Origin of the sequence: Arthrobacter sp. QXT-31, assembly GCF_001969265.1 — a bacterium.
Classification (GTDB): Bacteria; Actinomycetota; Actinomycetes; order Actinomycetales; family Micrococcaceae; genus Arthrobacter.
In genome coordinates this window covers 2,960,043-2,979,273 of sequence record NZ_CP019304.1, presented here as the reverse complement: position 1 = coordinate 2,979,273, position 19,231 = coordinate 2,960,043, and the positions used below count along the sequence as shown (strand labels likewise).

General features: G+C 68.2%; 16 protein-coding genes and 1 pseudogene. 11 read left to right on the top strand and 6 right to left on the bottom strand.

Annotated features, from left to right (window positions below):
- The first annotated feature begins 2 nt into the window (after positions 1–2).
- From BWQ92_RS13420 to BWQ92_RS13400, 5 genes are all read left to right on the top strand, one after another.
- Positions 3–1,526 (top strand): mannitol dehydrogenase family protein, encoded by a 1,524-nt coding sequence (locus tag BWQ92_RS13420; protein ID WP_076800198.1) that lies wholly within the window; start codon positions 3–5, stop codon positions 1,524–1,526.
- On the top strand, positions 1,523–2,575 hold the full coding sequence (locus tag BWQ92_RS13415; protein ID WP_076800196.1) for an NAD(P)-dependent alcohol dehydrogenase: 1,053 nt from the start codon (positions 1,523–1,525) through the stop codon (positions 2,573–2,575). The genes BWQ92_RS13420 and BWQ92_RS13415 overlap by 4 nt, the downstream gene beginning before the upstream one ends.
- A gap of 123 nt (positions 2,576–2,698) precedes the next feature.
- Complete coding sequence (locus tag BWQ92_RS13410; protein WP_076800194.1) at positions 2,699–4,087, top strand: MFS transporter; 1,389 nt, start codon at positions 2,699–2,701, stop codon at positions 4,085–4,087.
- 105 nt (positions 4,088–4,192) lie between these two features.
- Positions 4,193–4,879: a bifunctional 4-hydroxy-2-oxoglutarate aldolase/2-dehydro-3-deoxy-phosphogluconate aldolase gene (locus tag BWQ92_RS13405; protein ID WP_083706306.1), complete on the top strand. Its 687-nt coding sequence runs from the start codon at positions 4,193–4,195 to the stop codon at positions 4,877–4,879.
- Complete coding sequence (locus BWQ92_RS13400) at positions 4,876–5,844, top strand: sugar kinase (RefSeq protein ID WP_076800193.1); 969 nt, start codon at positions 4,876–4,878, stop codon at positions 5,842–5,844. The genes BWQ92_RS13405 and BWQ92_RS13400 overlap by 4 nt, the downstream gene beginning before the upstream one ends.
- 5 nt (positions 5,845–5,849) lie before the next feature.
- Here the strand turns inward: BWQ92_RS13400 and BWQ92_RS13395 are convergent, their stop codons facing one another.
- The 3 genes from BWQ92_RS13395 to BWQ92_RS13385 all read right to left on the bottom strand — a co-directional run bounded on the left by BWQ92_RS13395 (position 5,850) and on the right by BWQ92_RS13385 (position 9,681).
- A complete protein-coding gene (locus BWQ92_RS13395; protein WP_076800191.1) occupies positions 5,850–6,437 on the bottom strand; it encodes a DM13 domain-containing protein in 588 nt (195 codons plus the stop codon).
- The gene (locus tag BWQ92_RS13390; protein WP_236782955.1) at positions 6,404–8,899 is read right to left on the bottom strand and encodes a sensor domain-containing protein; all 2,496 of its coding nucleotides are present in this window, start codon (positions 8,897–8,899) and stop codon (positions 6,404–6,406) included. The genes BWQ92_RS13395 and BWQ92_RS13390 overlap by 34 nt, the downstream gene beginning before the upstream one ends.
- Before the next feature lie 143 nt (positions 8,900–9,042).
- Complete coding sequence (locus BWQ92_RS13385) at positions 9,043–9,681, bottom strand: GOLPH3/VPS74 family protein (RefSeq protein WP_076800187.1); 639 nt, start codon at positions 9,679–9,681, stop codon at positions 9,043–9,045.
- 170 nt (positions 9,682–9,851) lie between these two features.
- On the opposite strand from BWQ92_RS13385, the gene BWQ92_RS13380 reads away from it, so the two are divergent.
- From BWQ92_RS13380 to BWQ92_RS13355, 6 genes are all read left to right on the top strand, one after another.
- Positions 9,852–10,745 (top strand): MurR/RpiR family transcriptional regulator, encoded by an 894-nt coding sequence (locus BWQ92_RS13380; RefSeq protein ID WP_157365155.1) that lies wholly within the window; start codon positions 9,852–9,854, stop codon positions 10,743–10,745.
- Positions 10,746–10,803: 58 nt separating this feature from the next.
- Entirely contained in the window at positions 10,804–11,730 is a 927-nt protein-coding gene (locus BWQ92_RS13375) for an NAD(P)-dependent oxidoreductase (RefSeq protein WP_076800185.1), read from the top strand.
- Positions 11,731–11,791: 61 nt separating this feature from the next.
- Complete coding sequence (locus BWQ92_RS13370) at positions 11,792–13,339, top strand: aldehyde dehydrogenase family protein (RefSeq protein ID WP_076800183.1); 1,548 nt, start codon at positions 11,792–11,794, stop codon at positions 13,337–13,339.
- 13 nt (positions 13,340–13,352) lie between these two features.
- Positions 13,353–14,579: an amidohydrolase gene (locus BWQ92_RS13365; protein WP_076800181.1), complete on the top strand. Its 1,227-nt coding sequence runs from the start codon at positions 13,353–13,355 to the stop codon at positions 14,577–14,579.
- Complete coding sequence (locus tag BWQ92_RS13360; protein WP_076800179.1) at positions 14,576–15,961, top strand: DUF3100 domain-containing protein; 1,386 nt, start codon at positions 14,576–14,578, stop codon at positions 15,959–15,961. Before BWQ92_RS13365 ends, BWQ92_RS13360 begins: the two co-directional genes overlap by 4 nt.
- A 285-nt stretch (positions 15,962–16,246) precedes the next feature.
- Positions 16,247–16,696, top strand: coding sequence for a hypothetical protein (locus BWQ92_RS13355; RefSeq protein ID WP_076800177.1), 450 nt, complete (start codon positions 16,247–16,249; stop codon positions 16,694–16,696).
- A gap of 3 nt (positions 16,697–16,699) precedes the next feature.
- Here the strand turns inward: BWQ92_RS13355 and BWQ92_RS13350 are convergent, their stop codons facing one another.
- From BWQ92_RS13350 to BWQ92_RS13340, 3 genes and pseudogenes are all read right to left on the bottom strand, one after another.
- Positions 16,700–17,245, bottom strand: coding sequence for a gluconokinase (locus tag BWQ92_RS13350; RefSeq protein WP_076800175.1), 546 nt, complete (start codon positions 17,243–17,245; stop codon positions 16,700–16,702).
- Positions 17,242–18,360, bottom strand: a pseudogene (locus tag BWQ92_RS13345) (L-idonate 5-dehydrogenase). Before BWQ92_RS13345 ends, BWQ92_RS13350 begins: the two are co-directional and overlap by 4 nt.
- Complete coding sequence (locus tag BWQ92_RS13340; protein ID WP_076800173.1) at positions 18,360–19,130, bottom strand: SDR family oxidoreductase; 771 nt, start codon at positions 19,128–19,130, stop codon at positions 18,360–18,362. Before BWQ92_RS13340 ends, BWQ92_RS13345 begins: the two are co-directional and overlap by 1 nt.
- Positions 19,131–19,231 lie beyond the last annotated feature (101 nt).

Here is a 19,231-nt window from a genome sequence, read left to right as displayed (position 1 = left end):
CCATGACCTCCATTCCCCCGCTGTCCGCGGCCATGCCCGGCATCCTCCGGCGGGCCGCAGCACCCGCCGCCGGGATCGTGCACCTGGGCCTCGGCAACTTCCACCGCGCTCACCAGGCCGTCTACACCGATGCCGCAGTCGCTGCCCACGGCGGCGACTGGGGAATCATCGGCGTCGCCAGCCGGTCCAGCGCCATCCCGGACGCAATGCACGCCCAGGACATGCTCTACACAGTGGTGGAAATTTCACCGGAGGGCTCCAAGTTCTCCGTTCCGCGGGTCCACACGGACGCCTTCACGGCCGCCGCCAGCCCGGAGCGCGTAGTCAAGGCGATTGGCGAGGCCGGGACCCGGATCGTCTCCCTCACGGTCACCGAGAACGGCTACAACTACACCCCCGCCACCGGCTCGCTGAACCTGCAGGACCCCGCCATCCGGCACGACCTCGAGCACCCCGGCGCCCCGAAGACGCCGATCGGGCAGATCGTCCGCGGGCTGCAGCACCGGTCCCGGAGCCACGGCGAACCGGTGACCATCCTCAGCTGCGACAACCTCGCCGACAACGGCCACCACACGCAGCGGCTGGTCCGCGAATTCGCCTCGCTGCTCCCGCCCGCCGAAGCCGCCGAGACCCTCGCGTTCATCGACACCCGCACCAGTTTCCCCTCCTCGATGGTGGACCGGATCGTGCCGGCCACCACGGACCACTACCGCAGACTGGTCGCATCCGAGCGCGGCTACCACGACCGGATCCCGGTGCCGGCCGAACCGTTCACCATGTGGATCGTCGAGGACAACTTCATCGCCGGGCGCCCCACGTGGGAAGCCGGCGGCGCGGTGTTCTCCGATGAAGTAGCCGGCTACGAGCAGCTGAAGGTCCGCCTGCTCAACGGCACGCACTCCCTCATCGCCTACCTCGGAGCCCTCACCGGCGCCGTCACCATCCCGGAATCCGTCTCACACCCGAACATCGAACTGGCCGCCCGCTCCGTCCTGCGGAACGAGTACCTGCCCAGCGTCTCGGTGCCATCCGGCGTAGACGTGGACGCCTATGAGGAACAGCTCTTCTCCCGCTGGCGCAACACGGCCCTGGGCCACCGCACCAGCCAGGTGGGCTCCGACGGGTCCGTCAAACTCCGGCAGCGCATCCCGCTGCCGGCACTGCAGATGCTCGACGACGGTCGGATGCCACAGCTGCTGGCCCTCACCACCGCCGCGTATCTCGCATGCATCGCCCCGCTGCCCGGGTTCGATCCGGGCCCCCAGGCCCACGCCATGGAGGACCCGGCCCGCAGCCTGCTCGCCGGTCTGGCCTCCGGCTCCCGCTCGGGCGCCGACCTCGCGCGGAAAGTTCTCGGCGACCACCACCTCCTCGGCGACGAACTGGCCGAACGCGACGACTTCATCCTGCGCACCGGCGAGTTCATCGACATCATCCATGCGGCAGGCCCGCTGGCAGCCATCGCAGAAGCCAGCACCGCCCTGGATCACGCCGCCTCCCTTCAAACCATACGGAGCACGCCATGACTACCCAAGCCATTCCGGCAACGAACACTGCCGGGCTCCCCACCGGCACACAGGCAGCCGTGCTGCACGGTGCCCGCGACCTGCGCATCGAACACAAGCCGCTGCCTGCCCTCGGCCCCAACGACCTACTTGTCGAGATGCGGTCCGGCGGGATCTGCGGCTCGGACATGCACTATTTCGCCGACGGCCGCAACGGCACCAACGTGCTGCGCCAGCCCACCGTCCTGGGCCACGAAGGAGCGGGCGTCGTCATCGCCGCCGGGCCGGCCGCGAAAGTCGCCGCCGGCACCCCCGTCGCCATCGAACCGGCGCTGCCCTGCCGGGAATGCCCCACCTGCCTGTCCGGGCGCTACAATCTCTGCCCGGCCGGAACCTGCTTCGGTTCCCCGCCCACCGACGGGCTGTTCGCCCGCCACGTGGTGGTGCCGGAAGCCGCCGTCCATCGGCTGCCGGCCAGCATCCCGGCGGAAATCGGGGCAGCGATCGAACCGCTCGCCGTCGCCGTCTGGGCGGTGGAACGCGCGCAGATCCGGAGGGGCCACCGCGTGCTGATCACCGGTGCCGGACCCATCGGGCTGCTGGTTGCCCAGGTCGCCGCAGCCCGGGGTGCCGCGGAAATCGTGGTGACCGACGTGAACGACGACCGCCTCGCCGTCGCCACGAAGTTCGGCGCCACCCGCACGGTCAACACGGCAGCCACTCCACTGGACCTGGCGGGCATGGACCGGCTGATCGAATGCTCCGGCAACACCCGGGCCCTCGCAGACGGCATCCAGACCCTGGCACCCGCAGCCCGGGCCACCGTCGTCGGCCAGGCCAAGCCCACGGTGGACGGCATCCCACTCGGGTTCCTCCAGCGCTACGAGATCGACCTCGTCACCGCATTCCGCTACGCCAACGCGTTCCCGACGGCGATCGACCTCGCCTCCTCCGGCACTGTGGACCTGCGGTCCATCATCACCAGCACATTCCCGCTCGAAGACGCCGCCGCCGCCCTCACGGCACCGGTGACCGACCCCACCAACCTCAAAGTACTCATCACCTACTGACCCCGCTGGTTGAGCTTGTCGACCCTCCCCAACCGCTCCCTAGCCTCGCAAGCTCGGACAGGGAACCCGGCGGTCGTGGCGCCAGGCTCAGCCCTTGCAGCATCCATTCAAAGGAGTATGGAAATGACCACAGCACACGTCCCCCCAGGGGAAATCGATCAGAGCAAGGTCCGGAAGGCCGCCGTCGCCGGCCTTATCGGCACCACCCTCGAACTGTACGACTTCGTCATCTACGGCACCGCCTCGGCGCTCGTCTTCAGCAAACTGTTCTTCCCCAATGTCTCCCCCGCCGCGGCGCTGATCGCCAGCTTCACCACCTTCGCCGTCGGCTTCCTGTTCCGCCCGCTCGGCGGGATCTTCTTCTCCCACTTCGGTGACCGCCTCGGCCGGAAGTGGATCCTCGTGGTCACCCTGCTCCTGATGGGCGGCGCCACAATGGCCATCGGCGTGCTGCCGACCTTCGAGCAGATCGGCCTGCTCGCCCCGATCCTGCTCTGCGTATGCCGTGCAGCCCAGGGCTTCGGCGCTGGCGCGGAACAGTCCGGCGGCGCAACGCTGTTGACCGAATCCGCAGCCCCCGGCACGAGGGGCAAGCTGGCCTCGCTGATCATGGTCGGCGCCGCTGCCGGCACCGCACTCGGCGCGCTGGTGTGGATCGCCGCCCAGTCCCTGGCCCCGAACGACATGCTGACCTGGGGCTGGCGGCTGGTCTTCCTCTCCAGCATCTTCGTCACCGTCGCCGCCCTGATTATCCGGCGCAAACTCGATGAATCCCCCGTGTTCGAGGAGATCAAGCAGGCCCGCACCGAGCCGCCCGCCCCGCTCAAGGAAGTCGCCAGGAGCGGCAAAGCCAATGTCCTGCGCGTCATCCTCATGAACTTTGGCGTCAGCACGCAGTCCTACACCATCCAGGTGTTCATGGCGTCATACCTGATCACCGTCGTCGGCACGGACCCCAAGTTCATCCCGCCGGTGCTGCTCATCGGTTCACTCTGCGGCGGCGTCGCGGCGGTGTCCTTCGGAATCCTGTCCGACAAGATCGGCCGCCGGCGCGTTGTCTCGCTGATCACCGGCGCGCTGATCCTCTTCCCGGCACCGGCCTTCATGCTCCTGACCACCGGTTCCCCCGTGGCGATCGTGATGGTGATCATCATCGGCTTCATGCTGGCCTGCCAGGGTGTGGTGGGTGTGCACATGAGCTACTTCCCGGAGATCTTCGGCAGCCGCTACCGCTACGCTGGCGTCACCCTGGGCCGTGAGTTCTCCTCGATCATTGGCGGCGGCGTCGCACCCATGATCTGCGCCGGACTGCTGGGTCTCTTCAGCAACTCCTGGATCCCGGTGGCCGTCTACATGTCGCTCACCATGCTCGTCAGCTTCATCGCCACCCGGCTCTCCCCGGAGACCCTCAACCGCGATCTCACAGATCCGGAGGACGCCCGCCGGGACGGCGGTGTGGTCGCCACCCCTTCCGCGGCGGCTGAGCTGGCAGCCGCCCGCACTGCGAAGTAACCAACACAGTCCCTAACTGGCCGTGCACGACGGCGGCACCCACCCGCCGTCGTGCACTGCCAGTTCTCCCCCGCTACCCACGCCCGCCAACTCCAAAGGAATCCCATGCTCCGCCTCGAAAGCCCCGGCACGGTGTCCCGGCCGGCCCCGTCCGCAGTTCTCCGCGACACCCGGGCCGTTGCCGTCCTCCGGGCCCGCCACGCCTCGGATTACGCGCCGGTCATCGAGGCGCTGCAGCGCGGCGGCGTGCTGAGCATCGAGCTCACGCTCAGCACCCCCGGCGTCTGGGACGAACTGCCCCTCCTCCGCGAGCGCTTCGGGAACTCCCTCGAGATCGGCGTCGGCACGGTCACCGACACCTCGGAAGCCCAGACGGCCCTCGAACTGGGGGCGGCCTACATCGTCACACCGGTCACGGATCCCGGCGTCATCGCCGCCTGCGTTGAGCGCGGCGTTCCGGTCTACCCGGGTGGCCTGACCCCCACCGAGCTGCACACCGGCTGGAAACTTGGGGCCACCGCCGTCAAGGTTTTCCCGGCCTCCACTGTCGGCGCCGGCTACGTGGCACAGCTGCGCGGCCCGTTCCCGGACATCGAGGTGATCCCGTCCGGCGGCGTCAACATCGAGGACGTACCTGCGTGGATCAGGGCCGGAGCGCTGGCCGTCAGCCTCGGCGGGCCGCTGCTGGGCGACGCCTTCAAGGGCGGCGACCTGCAGGATCTCACCGCAAGGGCACGGCGAGTGCGCGAGCTGATCGACCGGACCGCGGAACAGCTGGAGGCCGGCAAATGAGCGCCGGCATTCCGGCGGATGATGCGCCATACGTCCTGAGTTTCGGCGAGACCATGGCACTGATGCGTGCCGACCAGGTGGGACCGCTGGCACACGCCTCCACCCTGAGCCTGGGCATCGGCGGCTCCGAATCCAACGTCGCCATCGGACTGCGCCGGCTCGGCGTCCAGTCCGTCTGGTGCGGACGGGTGGGAGCGGATTCCCTGGGCCAGCTCGTGGAGCGCGAGATCCGGGCGGAGGGCGTGGATGTGCGGATCGCCGTCGACCCGTCCGCCCCCACCGGGCTGATGATCAAGGAGCGCCGGACGCCCGATGCGCAGCGCGTCAGCTACTACCGTTCCGGAAGCGCCGGATCCCGCCTTGCACCGTCCGACATTGACGAGGCGCTCATTGCCGGCGCTGGGCTGCTGCACGCCAGCGGCATCACGCCCGCCCTGTCCGCCCAGGCGGAGGCGACGCTACGGCATGCGATCGGTGTGGCCAGGGCTGCGGGTGTTCCCGTGTCCTTCGACCTGAACTTCCGTGGGAACCTCTGGTCCGCGGAGGGTGCGGGCAGTGTCTACCGCGACATCATTCCATTGGCGGACATCGTGTTCGCCGGCGAGGACGAGGCAGCCATCGCCGTCGGCCCCGGTGATCCTGAGGAGCTTGCCCAGAGGATTGCAGCCCTGGGGCCGGAGCAGGCCGTGATCAAGCTCGGCGCCGACGGGGCCCTCGCGCTGGTAGAGGGAACGGTGTTCCGCCAGGAGGCTGTTGCCGTCTCGGTGGTGGACACGGTCGGCGCCGGTGACGCCTTTGTGGCCGGCTACCTGGCCGAACTCATGGAAGGCCGCGGGCCTGAAGAGCGAATGCGCACCGCCGCGGCCACCGGCGCCTTCGCATGCCTGGTCCCCGGCGACTGGGAAGGCTTTCCCCGCCGCCACGAACTGGCGCTCCTCGAGGCGAAGGAACCCGTCTCCCGCTAGCAGGTTCAAAGTGAGAGCTGGGCCGCCCCGAAAGAAACACTGAACTGGACGCACCACAGGTCCACGGACCGGTACCGGCTCAGGTCGACGTCGTCGGGGATCGCGTACACCTGGTTGCCCTGGTTCCCCTTGATCAGGCCCAGGTCATAGTGTTCGGCGGAGCCGGCCGTGAACCATCCCGCTGTTCCCTCCACCACATCGGCGGCGCTGAGCCAGACGTGCACATCCGGCCCGTTGGAAGTGTCCAGGTTCTCCAGCGTCAGGACCCGTGATCCGCCGGGCTGCCGGACAATCCGGACTGTCCCGGTGGTGGCGTGTTCATGGCTGATCAGGCGGCCTTCGGCAAGCTGGACCGGCCCGGCGGGCGCTGTGCTGGGGCTTCCGGAAGTCGGCTTCGCGGTGGCGGAGGGGGCTGTCCGCTCCGGCGACGGCGAGGATCCAACAGTGGAGGCCGCAACGGTGGGAAGCTGCTCATCCACCCGCACGTCGATGAACAGCAGCCACGGCTTGAACAGCGCGAGTCCCAAAGCCACCACAACGGCACCCGCGGCAGCGGCGATCACCCAGCGGCGCTTGCGTCTGCGCTCCTGCATGCTGCCAATCTACTCCCGAAAGACTCATCCGACGGCAGGGACTCCTCCGCGGGGACCTTGCCGGGGTGCGCCTTCAGCCAGGCCGGGATCCGCTCCGCCGTCAGGGGCTGGCTCCAGAGGTAGCCCTGCGCGAGGCGCACACCGAGCCGGCGGAGTTCTGCGAGCTGGGCATTCGTCTCCACGCCTTCGGCCACGACATCAAGGTGGAGGCTTTCCGCCATGCCGAGGACCAGTTCGATGATGGTTGCCCCGTGCGGGTCGGTGCCGAGTTCCTCGACGAAGGTGCGGTCGATCTTGAGGGTGCGGGCGGAGAGCCACTTGAGGTAGCTCAGCGACGAGTAGCCGGTGCCGAAGTCGTCGATGGACAGGCCGACGCCCAGGCGGGCCAGCCGCTGCAGCGTTTCCTTGGGCAGGTCCGGCTGGTCCATGAGCACTGTTTCGGTGATTTCCAGGTGGACGGCGGCCGGGTCGATCCCGGTGTCGCGGATGGCCGCCTCCACGATCTCGGGAAAGTCGTTGGCCACGAGCTGACGCCCGGAGATGTTCACTGCCGCCGTGAAGTTCTCCGCCCCCGGAACCTGCGTGCGCCACCGCTGCACCTGGCGCACTGCCTCGCGCAGCACCCACGTGCCGATCGGCAGGATCAGGCCCGTCTCCTCGGCAATGGGGATGAAGGTGTCGGGCATGATCGGGCCGTGCTCATGGTGGTCCCAGCGCAGCAGCGCCTCAAAACCGACGGCGCCCTCGGTGGAAAGGTCGATGATCGGCTGGTAGTTCAGGGACAGCTCATTGCGCTCCAGCGCAAGCCGCAGGTCGGATTCGAGGTCAAGGCGTCCGGTGGCCCGCCCGGCCATGCGCGCGTCGTAAATGGCCGACGAATCCCCGCCCGCGGACTTGGCCCGGTACATGGCGGCGTCGGCCCCCTGCAGCATGGATTCGGCCGTGTCCTCCTCGTCCGCCAGGGCAATTCCCACGCTCACGTTGAGGTAGATTTGCCGCCCGTCCACGTCGAACGGCTGTCGGGTGGCCTCCCGTATCCGTTCAGCCAGACCCTGGGCACCGCACATCTGCAGGTTCTCGCAGATCACCACGAACTCGTCGCCGCCGAACCGGCCCACCGTGTCGCCTGCCCGGACGGCCGCCTTCAGCCGCTCGCCCAGCAGCACCAGGATGGCGTCGCCGGCTCCGTGGCCGATGCCGTCATTGATCAGTTTGAACCGGTCGACGTCGACAAACATCACCACCGGGCGGGCCTCCCCGTCCAGGACATCCTGGAGCACCTCGGTGACCATGTACCTGTTGGGCAGGCCGGTCAGCGCATCGTGCCGGGCCCGCCACTCCAGGATCTGTTCCGCCTTTTTCCGGTCAGTGATGTCCAGGACCGTGTCCAGGAACCGGATCGGCTTGCCGTCTGCGCCGTTGATACTGCGGATCCGGGAATGCAGCCACCGCTGTTCGCCGCCGGGACGGATGATCCGGTATTCGAAATCTGCGAAGCCCAGGCCGCGCCCCAGGTTCTCCCACACTTCCAGCACCCGGTCCCGGTCCTCGTGGTGAATCCGCGCCAAAATGGTTTCCCGGTCCTTCCGGTCCCCCTTGGAGAACCCCAGGATCCGGTCGAATTCCTCTGAGTGCCACGTCTCCCCCGTGGCAACCGTGTGTTCAACGCTGCCGACGTGGGCAATTTCCTGGGCAGCCAGGAGCCGCTCCCGTTCGGCCTCTGCGGCGGCCTTCAGCCGCTGGATCTCGGTGATGTCCCGGGCGATGGCCGATGCCCCCACCCGGACGCCGTCCTGGTCATAGACGGGGGACACGGTCAGTTCGACGTCGATCACTCCCCCGTCCTTGCAGCGCCACTTCGCGCCCACACCCGTAATGAACGTCCCGTTCCCCGTGCGGGCGGTGACGTCCGCGCCGAAGTACAGACCGTCGTCGGCCGTGAACAGGGAGAGGCTTTGCCCCACAGCCTCCCAGGAACTCCAGCCCAGCATCCTCGCCGCGCCGGCGTTCCAGCTGGTGATCTTCCCGCTGAGATCGGCGCCGATGATGGCGTCCCCGGAAGATTCGACCATGGCGGACAGCCTGCGCAGGATGGCCTCGGTGTGCTTGCGGTCGGTGATGTCCTTGGAGATGGCTACCACCGCGACCGGCACGGTGTGCCGGCCCCTGATCCGGCTCACTGTTACGTGGACCGGGAACTCACGGCCTGTGCTGTGGCGGACCCACAGTTCGCCTGCCCAGTCCCCGCCGCGGGCAAGCCTGCCAGCCATCTCCCGGTCCGTGGCGTTCTGGCCCCGCGCCTCGGCTCCCAGGATTCCCAGATCCGAGATCTTCAGGCCCAATACTGTGTCCCGGCCGAACCCGTACAGACGCTCTGAGGCGCGGTTCCAATAGGTGATGCGCCAGTCGCCGTCCATGCCGATCACTGACTGGCCGATCTCGTCCAGCAGCAGTGACTGCATGACTAGATCGTCACGGTGTTCCCCGGCCATTGATCCTCCGAATGGTGCTCCCCCATAGCAGCGCGCTACAGCACTCGGACCCGTTTGCTTAAGGAACCGTGGGGGAAGTAAATCAGCAGGCCGGGTTTTTCCGCAAGTGCCCGCTACGTGGCCGCTTCCGCCTCGGCGAGCCGGATCATGCGCAGTTCGTCCCGCACCGCGCGGGAGGGCCAATGCTCACCGGTCAACTCCCTGAGCCTGCCGGGACCCGCGCCCGGGAAAAGCTTGTCCATCAGCCCTGCCGCGTGCAGCAGGCCAATCAGCGCCGTTGTCCTGGCGTCCGACGCCGATCCGTTGAGTACGCCTTCGATCCTCGCCAACAGTGCCGCTTTCGGCACATGGTCCTTTTCCGGGTACCGGGTGGTCCTGAAGACGCCCAAATGCTTTTCGCCGACGTGGGTCACGACGCCGAGAGCCGCCATGCCCTCATAGACGCGGTGCAGTTCGGCGCGGTTTTCCAGCATGGCAACCCACCGCCGGGGACTGTGCGGCCGGGACTTGTCGTGGATGAGTTCCCATTGGTGCCGGAAGTCCGACGGCGGGGGCTCACCTACCGCCCGCACGTACTTTCCGTCTAAGCGGACTGCCCCCAGCAGGTCCAGCTCGGCCAGGATCGCCCCGGCCAATCCGGCTTTCAGAACGCTTGGCGGCACTTCCGGCTCGCCGTCCTTGTCATTCGTCGCCAGGAGGAGGAACGCCTGCGGGAGGCTTAGCTCCCCTGTGCCCGGTGTTTCGGTGCTCATAAGTTCATGGTGGCGCGGTCTTAACGCTGCTGCAATGGGCCTTGGGTCCGGGTTTCGGAGCCGGCAAACCGGAAAGCACTTTTCGCAAACCAAATTGCAGAGTACATTGGACGCAAACGAACTTGCAGAGTGATCCGAGTAACAGATCCCGTCAAAGGAAGAGGCTGACCTTGAACCCCGACACGGCCGGAGTGGACACCAGCACGGGAACCGCCGCCGCACCCGCATCCCATGCGTGGCTCGGCGACGCGCTTCCGAACGTTCCGCTGTCCAAAGCCCAGACCCGGGTTGTCGACGTGATTGCCCGCAACCCGCAGCTGTCCTCGTACGCCGACATCGCGGAGATTGCCCAGCGGGCCGACGTCAACAACTCGACCGTGGTCCGCGCGGCACAGCGCCTGGGGTACCGGGGCTGGCCGGACCTCCAGCGGGAACTGCGGTCGCGTTACCTGGTGATGATTTCCACCGAGGACACGCTGACCGAGCACGGGGAACACCGCAGTCCCCTGCATGATGCGCTCAACCACGACATCGGGAACCTGCGCCTGACCCTGGACTCCAACACCGCCGACGACGCCGAGGCGGCGATCGCCACCCTGGCCGCGGCCAAGTCCATCATCGTCCTGGGGCTGGGCTCCTTCGCCGGGCCGGCAAGCGTGATGGCACACCTGGGCTCGACCATGGGCTATCCCATCACCCTCGAGAACCGCGGTGCCGTCCACCTCGCCTCCAGCGCCAACGCCCTGGGCCCGGGCGACGTCCTGGTGGTCATCAACATGTGGCGATCCATGCGGCAAATCATCGTCACCGCCGAGGCTGCCAAACAGGCCGGTGCAAAGGTCGTTGCCATCACCGACATGCGCCGCGGCCGCCTCGCAGCCGTGGCCGACCACCTCCTGGTGGTGGCCTCGGAGGGAATCTCCTTCTTCCAGTCCGTCACCGCCGCCAATTCACTGGTCTACGGCCTGCTGGCAGGCATGGAGGCCGCCCACCCGGAGCGGAGCCGCGCAGCGATCCGCCGCACCCAGCAGCTGTGGAAAGACCTCGACATTTACCTCGACTGACCCGCAGTCCTCTTCAGCACACAAGCCTTCCCGCACACTTTCTTCCAGGAGCACCTTCATGAACACCAGCACCGACCGCCGCATCGCCGTCATTGGCCTCGGCTCCATGGGCGGGGCGATGGCGGCCACGCTGCACCAGGCCGGCTGGCAAGTCACCGGCTTCGACCCCTCCGAATCGGCACGGACCGCCGCAGCCGAGGCCGGGATCGCCACCGCCGCCAGCATCGAGAAGCTGGCCGGCACCCCCTACGCGGTCCTCTCCCTCCCTGCGGCGAGCGTCGTTGAAGCCACGGTCCCGCAGCTCCTGGCAGCACCGGGGACCATCGCGATCATTGACACCACCACCTCCGAACCGGCAACAAGCAAGCAGCTGGCCGAACTGGCCGAGGCACGGGGCGCAGCGTTCGTGGACGCCCCGGTCTCCGGCGGCCGCGACGGCGCAGCAACGGGCACGCTGAGCGCCTTCGTGGGGGCAACCGACGCCGCCCTTGCTGCGGCGGAACCCGTCCTGCTGGCACTCACGGGCGGCAAGTACAGCCACATCGGCGGGCCCGGCAGCGGCAACGTGGTCAAGCTCCTCAACAACGTCCTGGCGGCGGCCAACCTGGTCTCTGTCGGCGAGGCCCTCGGCGTCGCCAAGGCCTACGGCATCGATCCGGCCAAGGCGGCAGCAAGCATCAGCGAGGCTTCCGGCGGCAGCAAAGTCTCCGCGAACATGTACCCCAACTGGGTGCTCTCCGGAACCCACGACTCCGGTTTTTCGCTCGGGCTCATGGCCCGCGACGCCGCCCTCGCCGTCGACGTCGCCGCCCAGATCGGCGAAAACCCGGCACTGCTGGCCGCCGTCGCCGGCCAGTGGCAGGAAGCCCTCGCCGCCCTCGGCCCCCGCGCGGACTTCACGGAAATTGCACGCACCGTCGCCCCGGCCATCACCCCGGCGGGCGCACCCGGAACCAAGAACGACACCACCACCGCCGTCGCCTAAAGCCCAGTCGCCTAACGGCCCCCAGAGCAAAACGACCAACACAAACCAGAGGACCATCACCTTGAGCACCGCCACAGCACCCACTTCCTCCTCCGCGGCCACCGCCCGCGCCGTCCTGGACGCGGCATTCCCCAACGGACTGGGCGCATTCCTTGACGGCCGCACCGTCCCCGGCAGCGGCGAGGGCATCACGCTCACCGCCGCGGCCACCGGGGAGCCCTTCGCCACGTACGCGGACCCAGGCGCAGAGGGCGCCAACGCCATCCTGGAAAGCTCGGTGGCCGGCGCCGCCGCCTGGGCCGGGCTGAACGGCTTCGAACGCGCCGCCATCCTGCGCAACGTCAGCCGCACGGTGGAGGACCACGCTGAAGAGCTTGCCATCCTCGAGTCCGCCACCACCGGAAAACCCATCCGCGACGCCCGGATGGAGGCCGCCAAGGTCGCCGAAATGTTCGGCTACTACGCCGGCTGGGCCGACAAGCTGACCGGCCAGACCATCCCCGTTCCCGGCCCCTGGCACACATACACCGAGCGCGTACCGTGGGGCGTCGTCGTCGCCATCACGCCCTGGAACGCGCCGCTGTTCACCGCCGGCTGGAACTCCGCCGCCCCGCTGGCCGCCGGCAACGCGGTCATCATCAAGCCCAGCGAATTCACGCCCGCCTCCACCGTCCGCCTCGCCCAGCTGGCGCATGAAGCCGGCCTGCCCGCAGGCGTGTTCAACGTGGCCGCAGGACTCGGCCAGACCGTGGGCGCGGCCCTCACCACCGACCGCCGCGTCGGCAAAGTCAGCTTCATCGGCTCCGTCCCCACCGGGCGGCGCGTGGCCGTCGCGGCAGCACAGGCCGGCATCCCCGCACTGCTGGAGCTCGGCGGCAAGAGCGCCAACATCGTGTTCGCGGACGCGGACCTGGAACGCGCCGCCGACGGCGCCATCGCGGCCATCTTCTCCGGCGCCGGCCAGTCCTGCGTCGCCGGCTCACGGCTCCTGGTGGAGCACAGCGTGCACGCCCGGTTCGTCGAACTGGTGGCGGACCGCGCCGCCCGGCTGCGCGTCGGCGACCCGCTGAGCGCGGACACCGAGGTGGGCCCCATCATCACGGCCCAGCAGTTCGCCACCGTCACCTCGCTCATTGAGGCAGGAATGAACGACGGCGGACGCCGGATTACCGGCGGGACGCTTCCCGACGCTCTGGCCGGGTCATCGCTGTCCGGCGGCCACTGGGTGATGCCCACCCTGCTCGACGGCGTGACGCCGCAGAACCGGCTCGAAACCACCGAGGTCTTCGGGCCCGTCGTCGGGGCCGACGCCTTCGACACGGAGGCCGAGGCCATCGCCAGGGCCAACAACACGAACTTTGGCCTGGCCGGCGCGGTGTGGACCTCGGATGTCTCACGCGCTCACCACGTTGCCCGCCAGGTGAAGGCCGGCACGTTCTGGATCAACTCGTACAAGACCATCCACGTGGCGGTGCCGTTCGGCGGCTTCGGGGACTCCGGCCACGGCCGCTCGTCCGGCCCCGGTGTCCTGGACGAGTACACGCAGACCAAGGCCATCTGGGTGCCGACCCGTGCGGCAGGTGCCCCCTTCCCGTCCCTCTCCTACTAAGGCAGGCATACCCATGGAACTGAACGAACCAACGCCTGCCCTGCAGGCCCACCGCACCGCGCTGGCGGAGGGCGTCAGCAACTGGAAACCGCGGGTCCTGGCCATGGCGCAGCAGATCCATGCCCTCAAGGAGGTGTCTTTCGAGGAGGTCCACTCCGCCCGGGCGGCGGCAGACCTGCTCGCTGAGGGCGGCTTCGAGGTGGAACACGGAACAGGCGGACTTCCCACCGCGTTTACCGCCACCGCCGGCAGCGGCGACCTGGTAGTGGCCCTGTGCGTGGAATACGACGCACTGCCCGATATCGGACACGCCTGCGGCCACAACCTGATCGCGGGCGCCTCGGTGGGCGCAGCCCTCGCCCTGCGCCCGCTCGTCGACGAGCTCGGCATCACCCTCAAGGCCATCGGAACCCCCGCCGAGGAACACGGCGGCGGCAAGTCGCTCCTGCTGGAACAAGGCGCCTTCGACGGCGTCAGCCTCGCCCTCATGGTCCACCCGGTCCAGGACGGGGTGACGTACAACCCGGCTGGCACCAGCGCCCAGGCCGTCGGCCGCTACCGGGCGACGTTCACGGGCAAGGCAGCCCATGCGGCAGCTGCCCCGCACCAGGGCGTGAACGCCGCGGACGCCGCGGTGCTGAGCCAGGTCGCCGTCGGCCTGCTGCGCCAGCAGATCCCCGGCGACCACCGTGTTGCCCTCTATGTCGCAGAGGCCGGACACGTCACCAACATCATTCCGGAACGGGCGGTGGTGGAGTTCGAATGCCGGGCCTTCACCCTGAAGGAATATGAGGCGCTGCTGGAACGCGTCCGCCGCTGCTTCGAAGGGGCGGCCCTCGCCACGGGCACCACACTGGCCATCGAGGACACGGAACCCCTGTACGAACCCCTGATCCAGGACGACGCCCTGGCGGCGCACTGGACCGAGGCCATGGACGTGTTCGGCAAGGACACCTCCCCGTCGGCAGGCATCAGCGGCGGCTCAACGGACATGGGCAACATCTCGCAGGTCATCCCGAGCCTGCACCCCTGGCTCAGCATTCCCGGCGCGGACGTTCCCATTCACTCGCACGCTTTCGCCGCGCTGGCAGACTCCCAGGAGGCCTACGCCGTGATGTCCGAGGCAGCCACCGCGCTCGCCTGGACCGTCGCCGCCGCGGCCACCACACCCACCGAAAGGGCACGCCTGATCAAAGCGGCTTACCGCCGTCAGACGGTTACACAGGAAGGCACATCATGAGCACCAGCACCACACCCGCGCGGACAGACCGGGCTGGTGCCCGGCTGACGCTTCCCATCGCCGCGCTGGCCTTTGTCATTGCCCTGGCGGTCCAGCTGATCGGCCAGGCCAAGATCGACGTCGGCATCGGCGCGATCGTCATCTTCCCCATGGTCTGGGGTCTTATCCTCGGCCTGCTGGTCTCGGTCCAGAAGTTCAAGCCCCTGGGACTGGACCTGCAGCGCGTGGCCGCCGCCCTGGTCGGTGTGGCTGTGCTGCTCCTGGTGGCGCGGCTGGCCTTCAACATCGGCCCCAGCCTGCCCACCCTGCTCAAGGCCGGTCCTGCACTGCTGCTGCAGGAGGTCGGGCACCTGCTGGGCACCATCGCGCTGGCACTGCCGCTCGCCGTCCTGCTCCGCATGGGCAAGGCCACCGTGGGGGCAACGTTCTCCCTTGACCGGGAGCCGTCCTTCGCCATGGTCTCCGAAAAGTACGGCCCCGACTCCGACCAGTACCGCGGCGTCCTGGCCATGTACGTGTTCGGAACCCTGTTCGGCGCCGTGTACATCACGCTGCTGACCTCCCTCATCTCCAACTGGAAGATCTTCGACCCCCTGGCCCTGGCCATGGGCGCAGGCGTGGGGTCCGGATCCATGATGGCGGCCTCCTCGGCCAGCATCATCGCCGCCTACCCCGGCGACCAGGAGGCCATCCTCGGCATGGCCGCCATCTCCAACCTGATCACCACCATCCTGGGCGTCTACGTCGGCATCTACCTTGCCCTGCCGCTGGCGGACCGTTTCTACCGGGCGCTGACCCGCAAGCAGACCCGGGAGGAGGCAGCGGTCACGGCCGGCGCCCCGTCGCAGCACACCGGCGCCGAGCTCGCCGATACCGACGCTGCAGCGGAGGCCCAGGCCGAAGAGAACCGCCGGTTCCGCGAACGGGTTGCCGAATCCTCGGCCGCCATGCACCTGCCGCTGTGGCTCTCGCTCTCGGTCCTCACGGTCCTGGGCATCGGCACGGCCTCGATCGCGGCCAAGGGATTCAGCCTGACCATCGTTGCCGGGTACGCCATCATGCTCGCGCTGGTGCTGGTCAGCATTGCCCTGGCCAAGCTCACCAAGAAGATCTCGGCGATCGTCTACATCACCACCATCGGCGCCTACATCTCCAGCCCCTGGTTCTTCGCAGCCGGGGCGCTGAACGGGCCCATCAAGGCGGTGGACTTCCTGTCGATCGCCACGGTCATGCTGACGCTCGCCGGCCTGTCCCTGGGCAAGGACATCCCGCTCCTGAGAAACATCGGCTGGAAGATCATCCCGGTGGGCCTCGTCGCCATCACCGCATCGTTCCTGCTGTCCACGGTGATTGCGGAGTTTGCCCTAGGGCTTTGGCACTGAGTCTGTAGCGCTGAACAGCACAAAAGGGAGCGGACGACGGCGGGAGGTCCCGCCGTCGTCCGCTCCCTTTGTTTTTGGCTCTTGCCAGCTCCACAAATACGTGAGTATTGTGCGGCCAGCCGGACTTCCGGCCGCATCGGGCAGCGCCCGGCAGGCGCTGCCGTCAGGGGCCATGACCTCCACTGGCGTGGCCCCGTAACCAGGCGCCCGGCGACCCGCCGGTACCGCTGCGGGAACCCGTGACGCCCTGCTTCCATTCAAGGTTTCCATACAAGGGAGTACCTGATGTTAGGCACCAGTTGCCGCCTCGCCGCCGCCGTTCTCACCGCCGGTCTCATGGCCGTCGCCGCCCCCGCCCACGCAACTCCCGGCACGCTGGAGGCAGGTCCCGGGGTCCTCGTGGCGGATGGTGCCGCAGTGGATATCCCCGTGACCTTCACGTGCGACACGGACCCCGGCCTGATCATGGCCGTTCCCCTGGTCCAGCTCAGCCAACGGGTCAGCGACGGGCGCATCGCCTCCGGCATCGGAAGTGACCAGATCAGCTGCACCAAACAGTCCCAAACCGTCACCCTGCGCGTGGTTCCAACCGTGATGGCATTCGATGAAGGGACGGCCGCAGCCACGCTCCTTTTGCAGAGCTGCACCGTGCAATTCCAGTGTTCCACTGTCATAGTGCACACGGAGCTAACGCTCACCAAGCCCGCCGGCACCGGACTCCCACCGCAGCAATAAGGTCTAGCTGCCGGCCGTAGTGGCCAGTACATCCTGTTCGGCCAGTTCCAGTTGACGGACAATGCCGTCCACCAGCGACGCCGGGTCGCCGAGGATATCCACGGAAATGTGGGCTTCATCCTGGCCCAGCGGCTCCAGCGTTGCAAGCTGCGAGGCAAGGAGGCTGCTGGGCATATACTCGTGCGCCCTGCCGCTGATCCGGCCTGCAATGGTGGCTTCCGCGCCGGAAAGGTGGATGAACACGAGCTCCGGTGCGTGGCTGCGGAGCAGGTCCCGGTAGCTCCGCTTGAGTGCCGAGCAGGCGATGATGCGCGTGCCTGCTCCGTCACCGGGCGTTGCCAGCGCGGTCCCGATTTCCGCGAGCCAGGGTGCCCTGTCCTCGTCGTTCAGCGGCGTGCCGCTGGCCATCTTGGCCTTGTTGGCCGGCGGATGGAAGTCGTCACCGTCAAAGAAGGGAACGCCCAGACGCTCGCCCAGCAGCGCGCCGATGGTCGACTTGCCGCAGCCGGAGACGCCCATGACAACCAGGGGCGGCAGGTTGGTGATCATGATGTTGCTCCGAAGTTGAGGAGGACTTTGCCGGATTGGGCGGAGTTGCGGGCGGTGTCGAAGGCTTGGAGGGCGTCGGTGACGGGGTAGTCGTGGGTGATGACCGGTCCGATGTGCAGGGTGCCGTCGGCGAGGGCGGTGATGACCTGGTCGATTTCGTTGTTGAACCGGAACGAGCCCTTGAGGTCCAGTTCGCGGGTGATGGCCAGGGAGATCAGGACCGGCTGGGGTCCGGTGGGCAGCAGCCCGACCATGACCACGGTCCCGCCCCGGCCCGCGCCCTGGATCGCGGAGGCCAGGCCGTGGTGGTTCCCGGAGGACTCGATCACGACGTCGGCCTGCACTCCGGCGATCGCGTCTGTATCACCGGCGTGCAGGACCTCGTCCGCGCCCACGGCCGCGGCGATCTCCAGCGGCTTTTCGTGCATGTCGACGGCGACGATCCGGGCCGCCCCGGCGCGTTTGAGCACGGCGACGGTCAGCGCCCCGATCGGACCGGACCCGATCACGAGGGCGGTTTTGCCGGTGACGTCTCCCGGCCCGGGACACCGCATGCCACGCCACACTGGCCGGTTCGATCAGCGCCGCGGTCCGCAGATCCAGGGTTTCGGGCAGGGCGCGGAGCATCCGCACCGGCAGGTTCACGTACCGGCTGAACGCCCCGTCCGTGTGCGGGAACCGCGCCGCCGAGCCCAGGTACGTGCACCCCGGCGACAGGTTCGGCCGCTCCACCGGGTACTTCACCGTCCCGTCCCCCGGGCCCGGGGTCGCAGGGTGCACCGCCACCGGCGTCCCCGCCGCCGGGCCGGTCCCGTCCGCCGCGGCCCGCACCACCCGGCCACTGATCTCATGCCCCAGGACCAGGGGCGCCTTCAGGATCGATTCCCCGGCCGCGCCGTGCAGCCAGTAATGCAGGTCCGACCCGCAAATCCCCCCGTACAGGACCTCCACCACCGTCTCACCCGGCCCCGGCGCTGTGACCGGGAGGTCATCGATCCGCAGATCCCCTTGCCGTGCGCCACCACCGCCGGACCCGAGGCCGGCAGTTCCGCTTCCACTGGTGCTGCTGCTGTTTCTGCTGTGCTGTGTGTTGTTGTACCGTTCGCCGTTGTCATCAGACCACCACCGTCATTCCGCCGTCGATAAAGATCGTCTGCCCGTTCACGAAATCAGACCCGGACGAGGCCAGCCACACCGCCGGGCCGGCCAGGTCCTGCACCGTGCCCCACCGCGCAGCCGGAGTCCGGCCCAGAATCCAGGCGTTGAACTGCTCATCGTCCACCAGGTTCTGCGTCATCTCCGTATGGATATACCCCGGCGCGATCGCGTTGATCTGCAGCCCGGAACCGGCCCACTCCGCGGTCATCGCCCGGGTCAGGTTCCGCAGCCCGCCCTTCGCCGCCACATACGGGGCGATCGTGGGCCGGGCCAGGTCCGTCTGCACCGAACAGATATTGATGATCTTCCCGTGCCCCCGGGCCACCATGTGCCGGGCCGCGGCCCGGCCCACCAGGAACGCGCTGGTCAGGTCCGTCGACAGCACCCGCTCCCAGTCCGCCACGTCCAGCTCCAGCATCGGCACCCGGTGCTGGATCCCGGCATTGTTCACCAGGACCTCCAACGGGCCCACGTGCTCCTCGACCCACGCCACCCCCGCCTGGGCTGCGGCGTCGTCCGTGACATCAAACGCCACACTGTGCACCCGCCCCGGCGCATAATCCGCAGCCATCAATGCCTCCGCAGCCTTCAACCGCTCCGGATCCACCCCGTTCAACACCACCGTCGCGCCCGCGTCAGCCAACCCCCGCGCCAGGGCGTTACCAATCCCCCGGCTCGAACCCGTCACCAAAGCAACCCGCCCGGTCAAATCAAAAAGTGAAGTCATGAAAAAGAGCAGCTCCTTCGCCGCGGTCCTGCGCTGTGTGCGCAATGGTTGTTCGTTGTAGTAGGGCCCGGCAGGCCGCGGCTTTCGCGCGAACGGACACT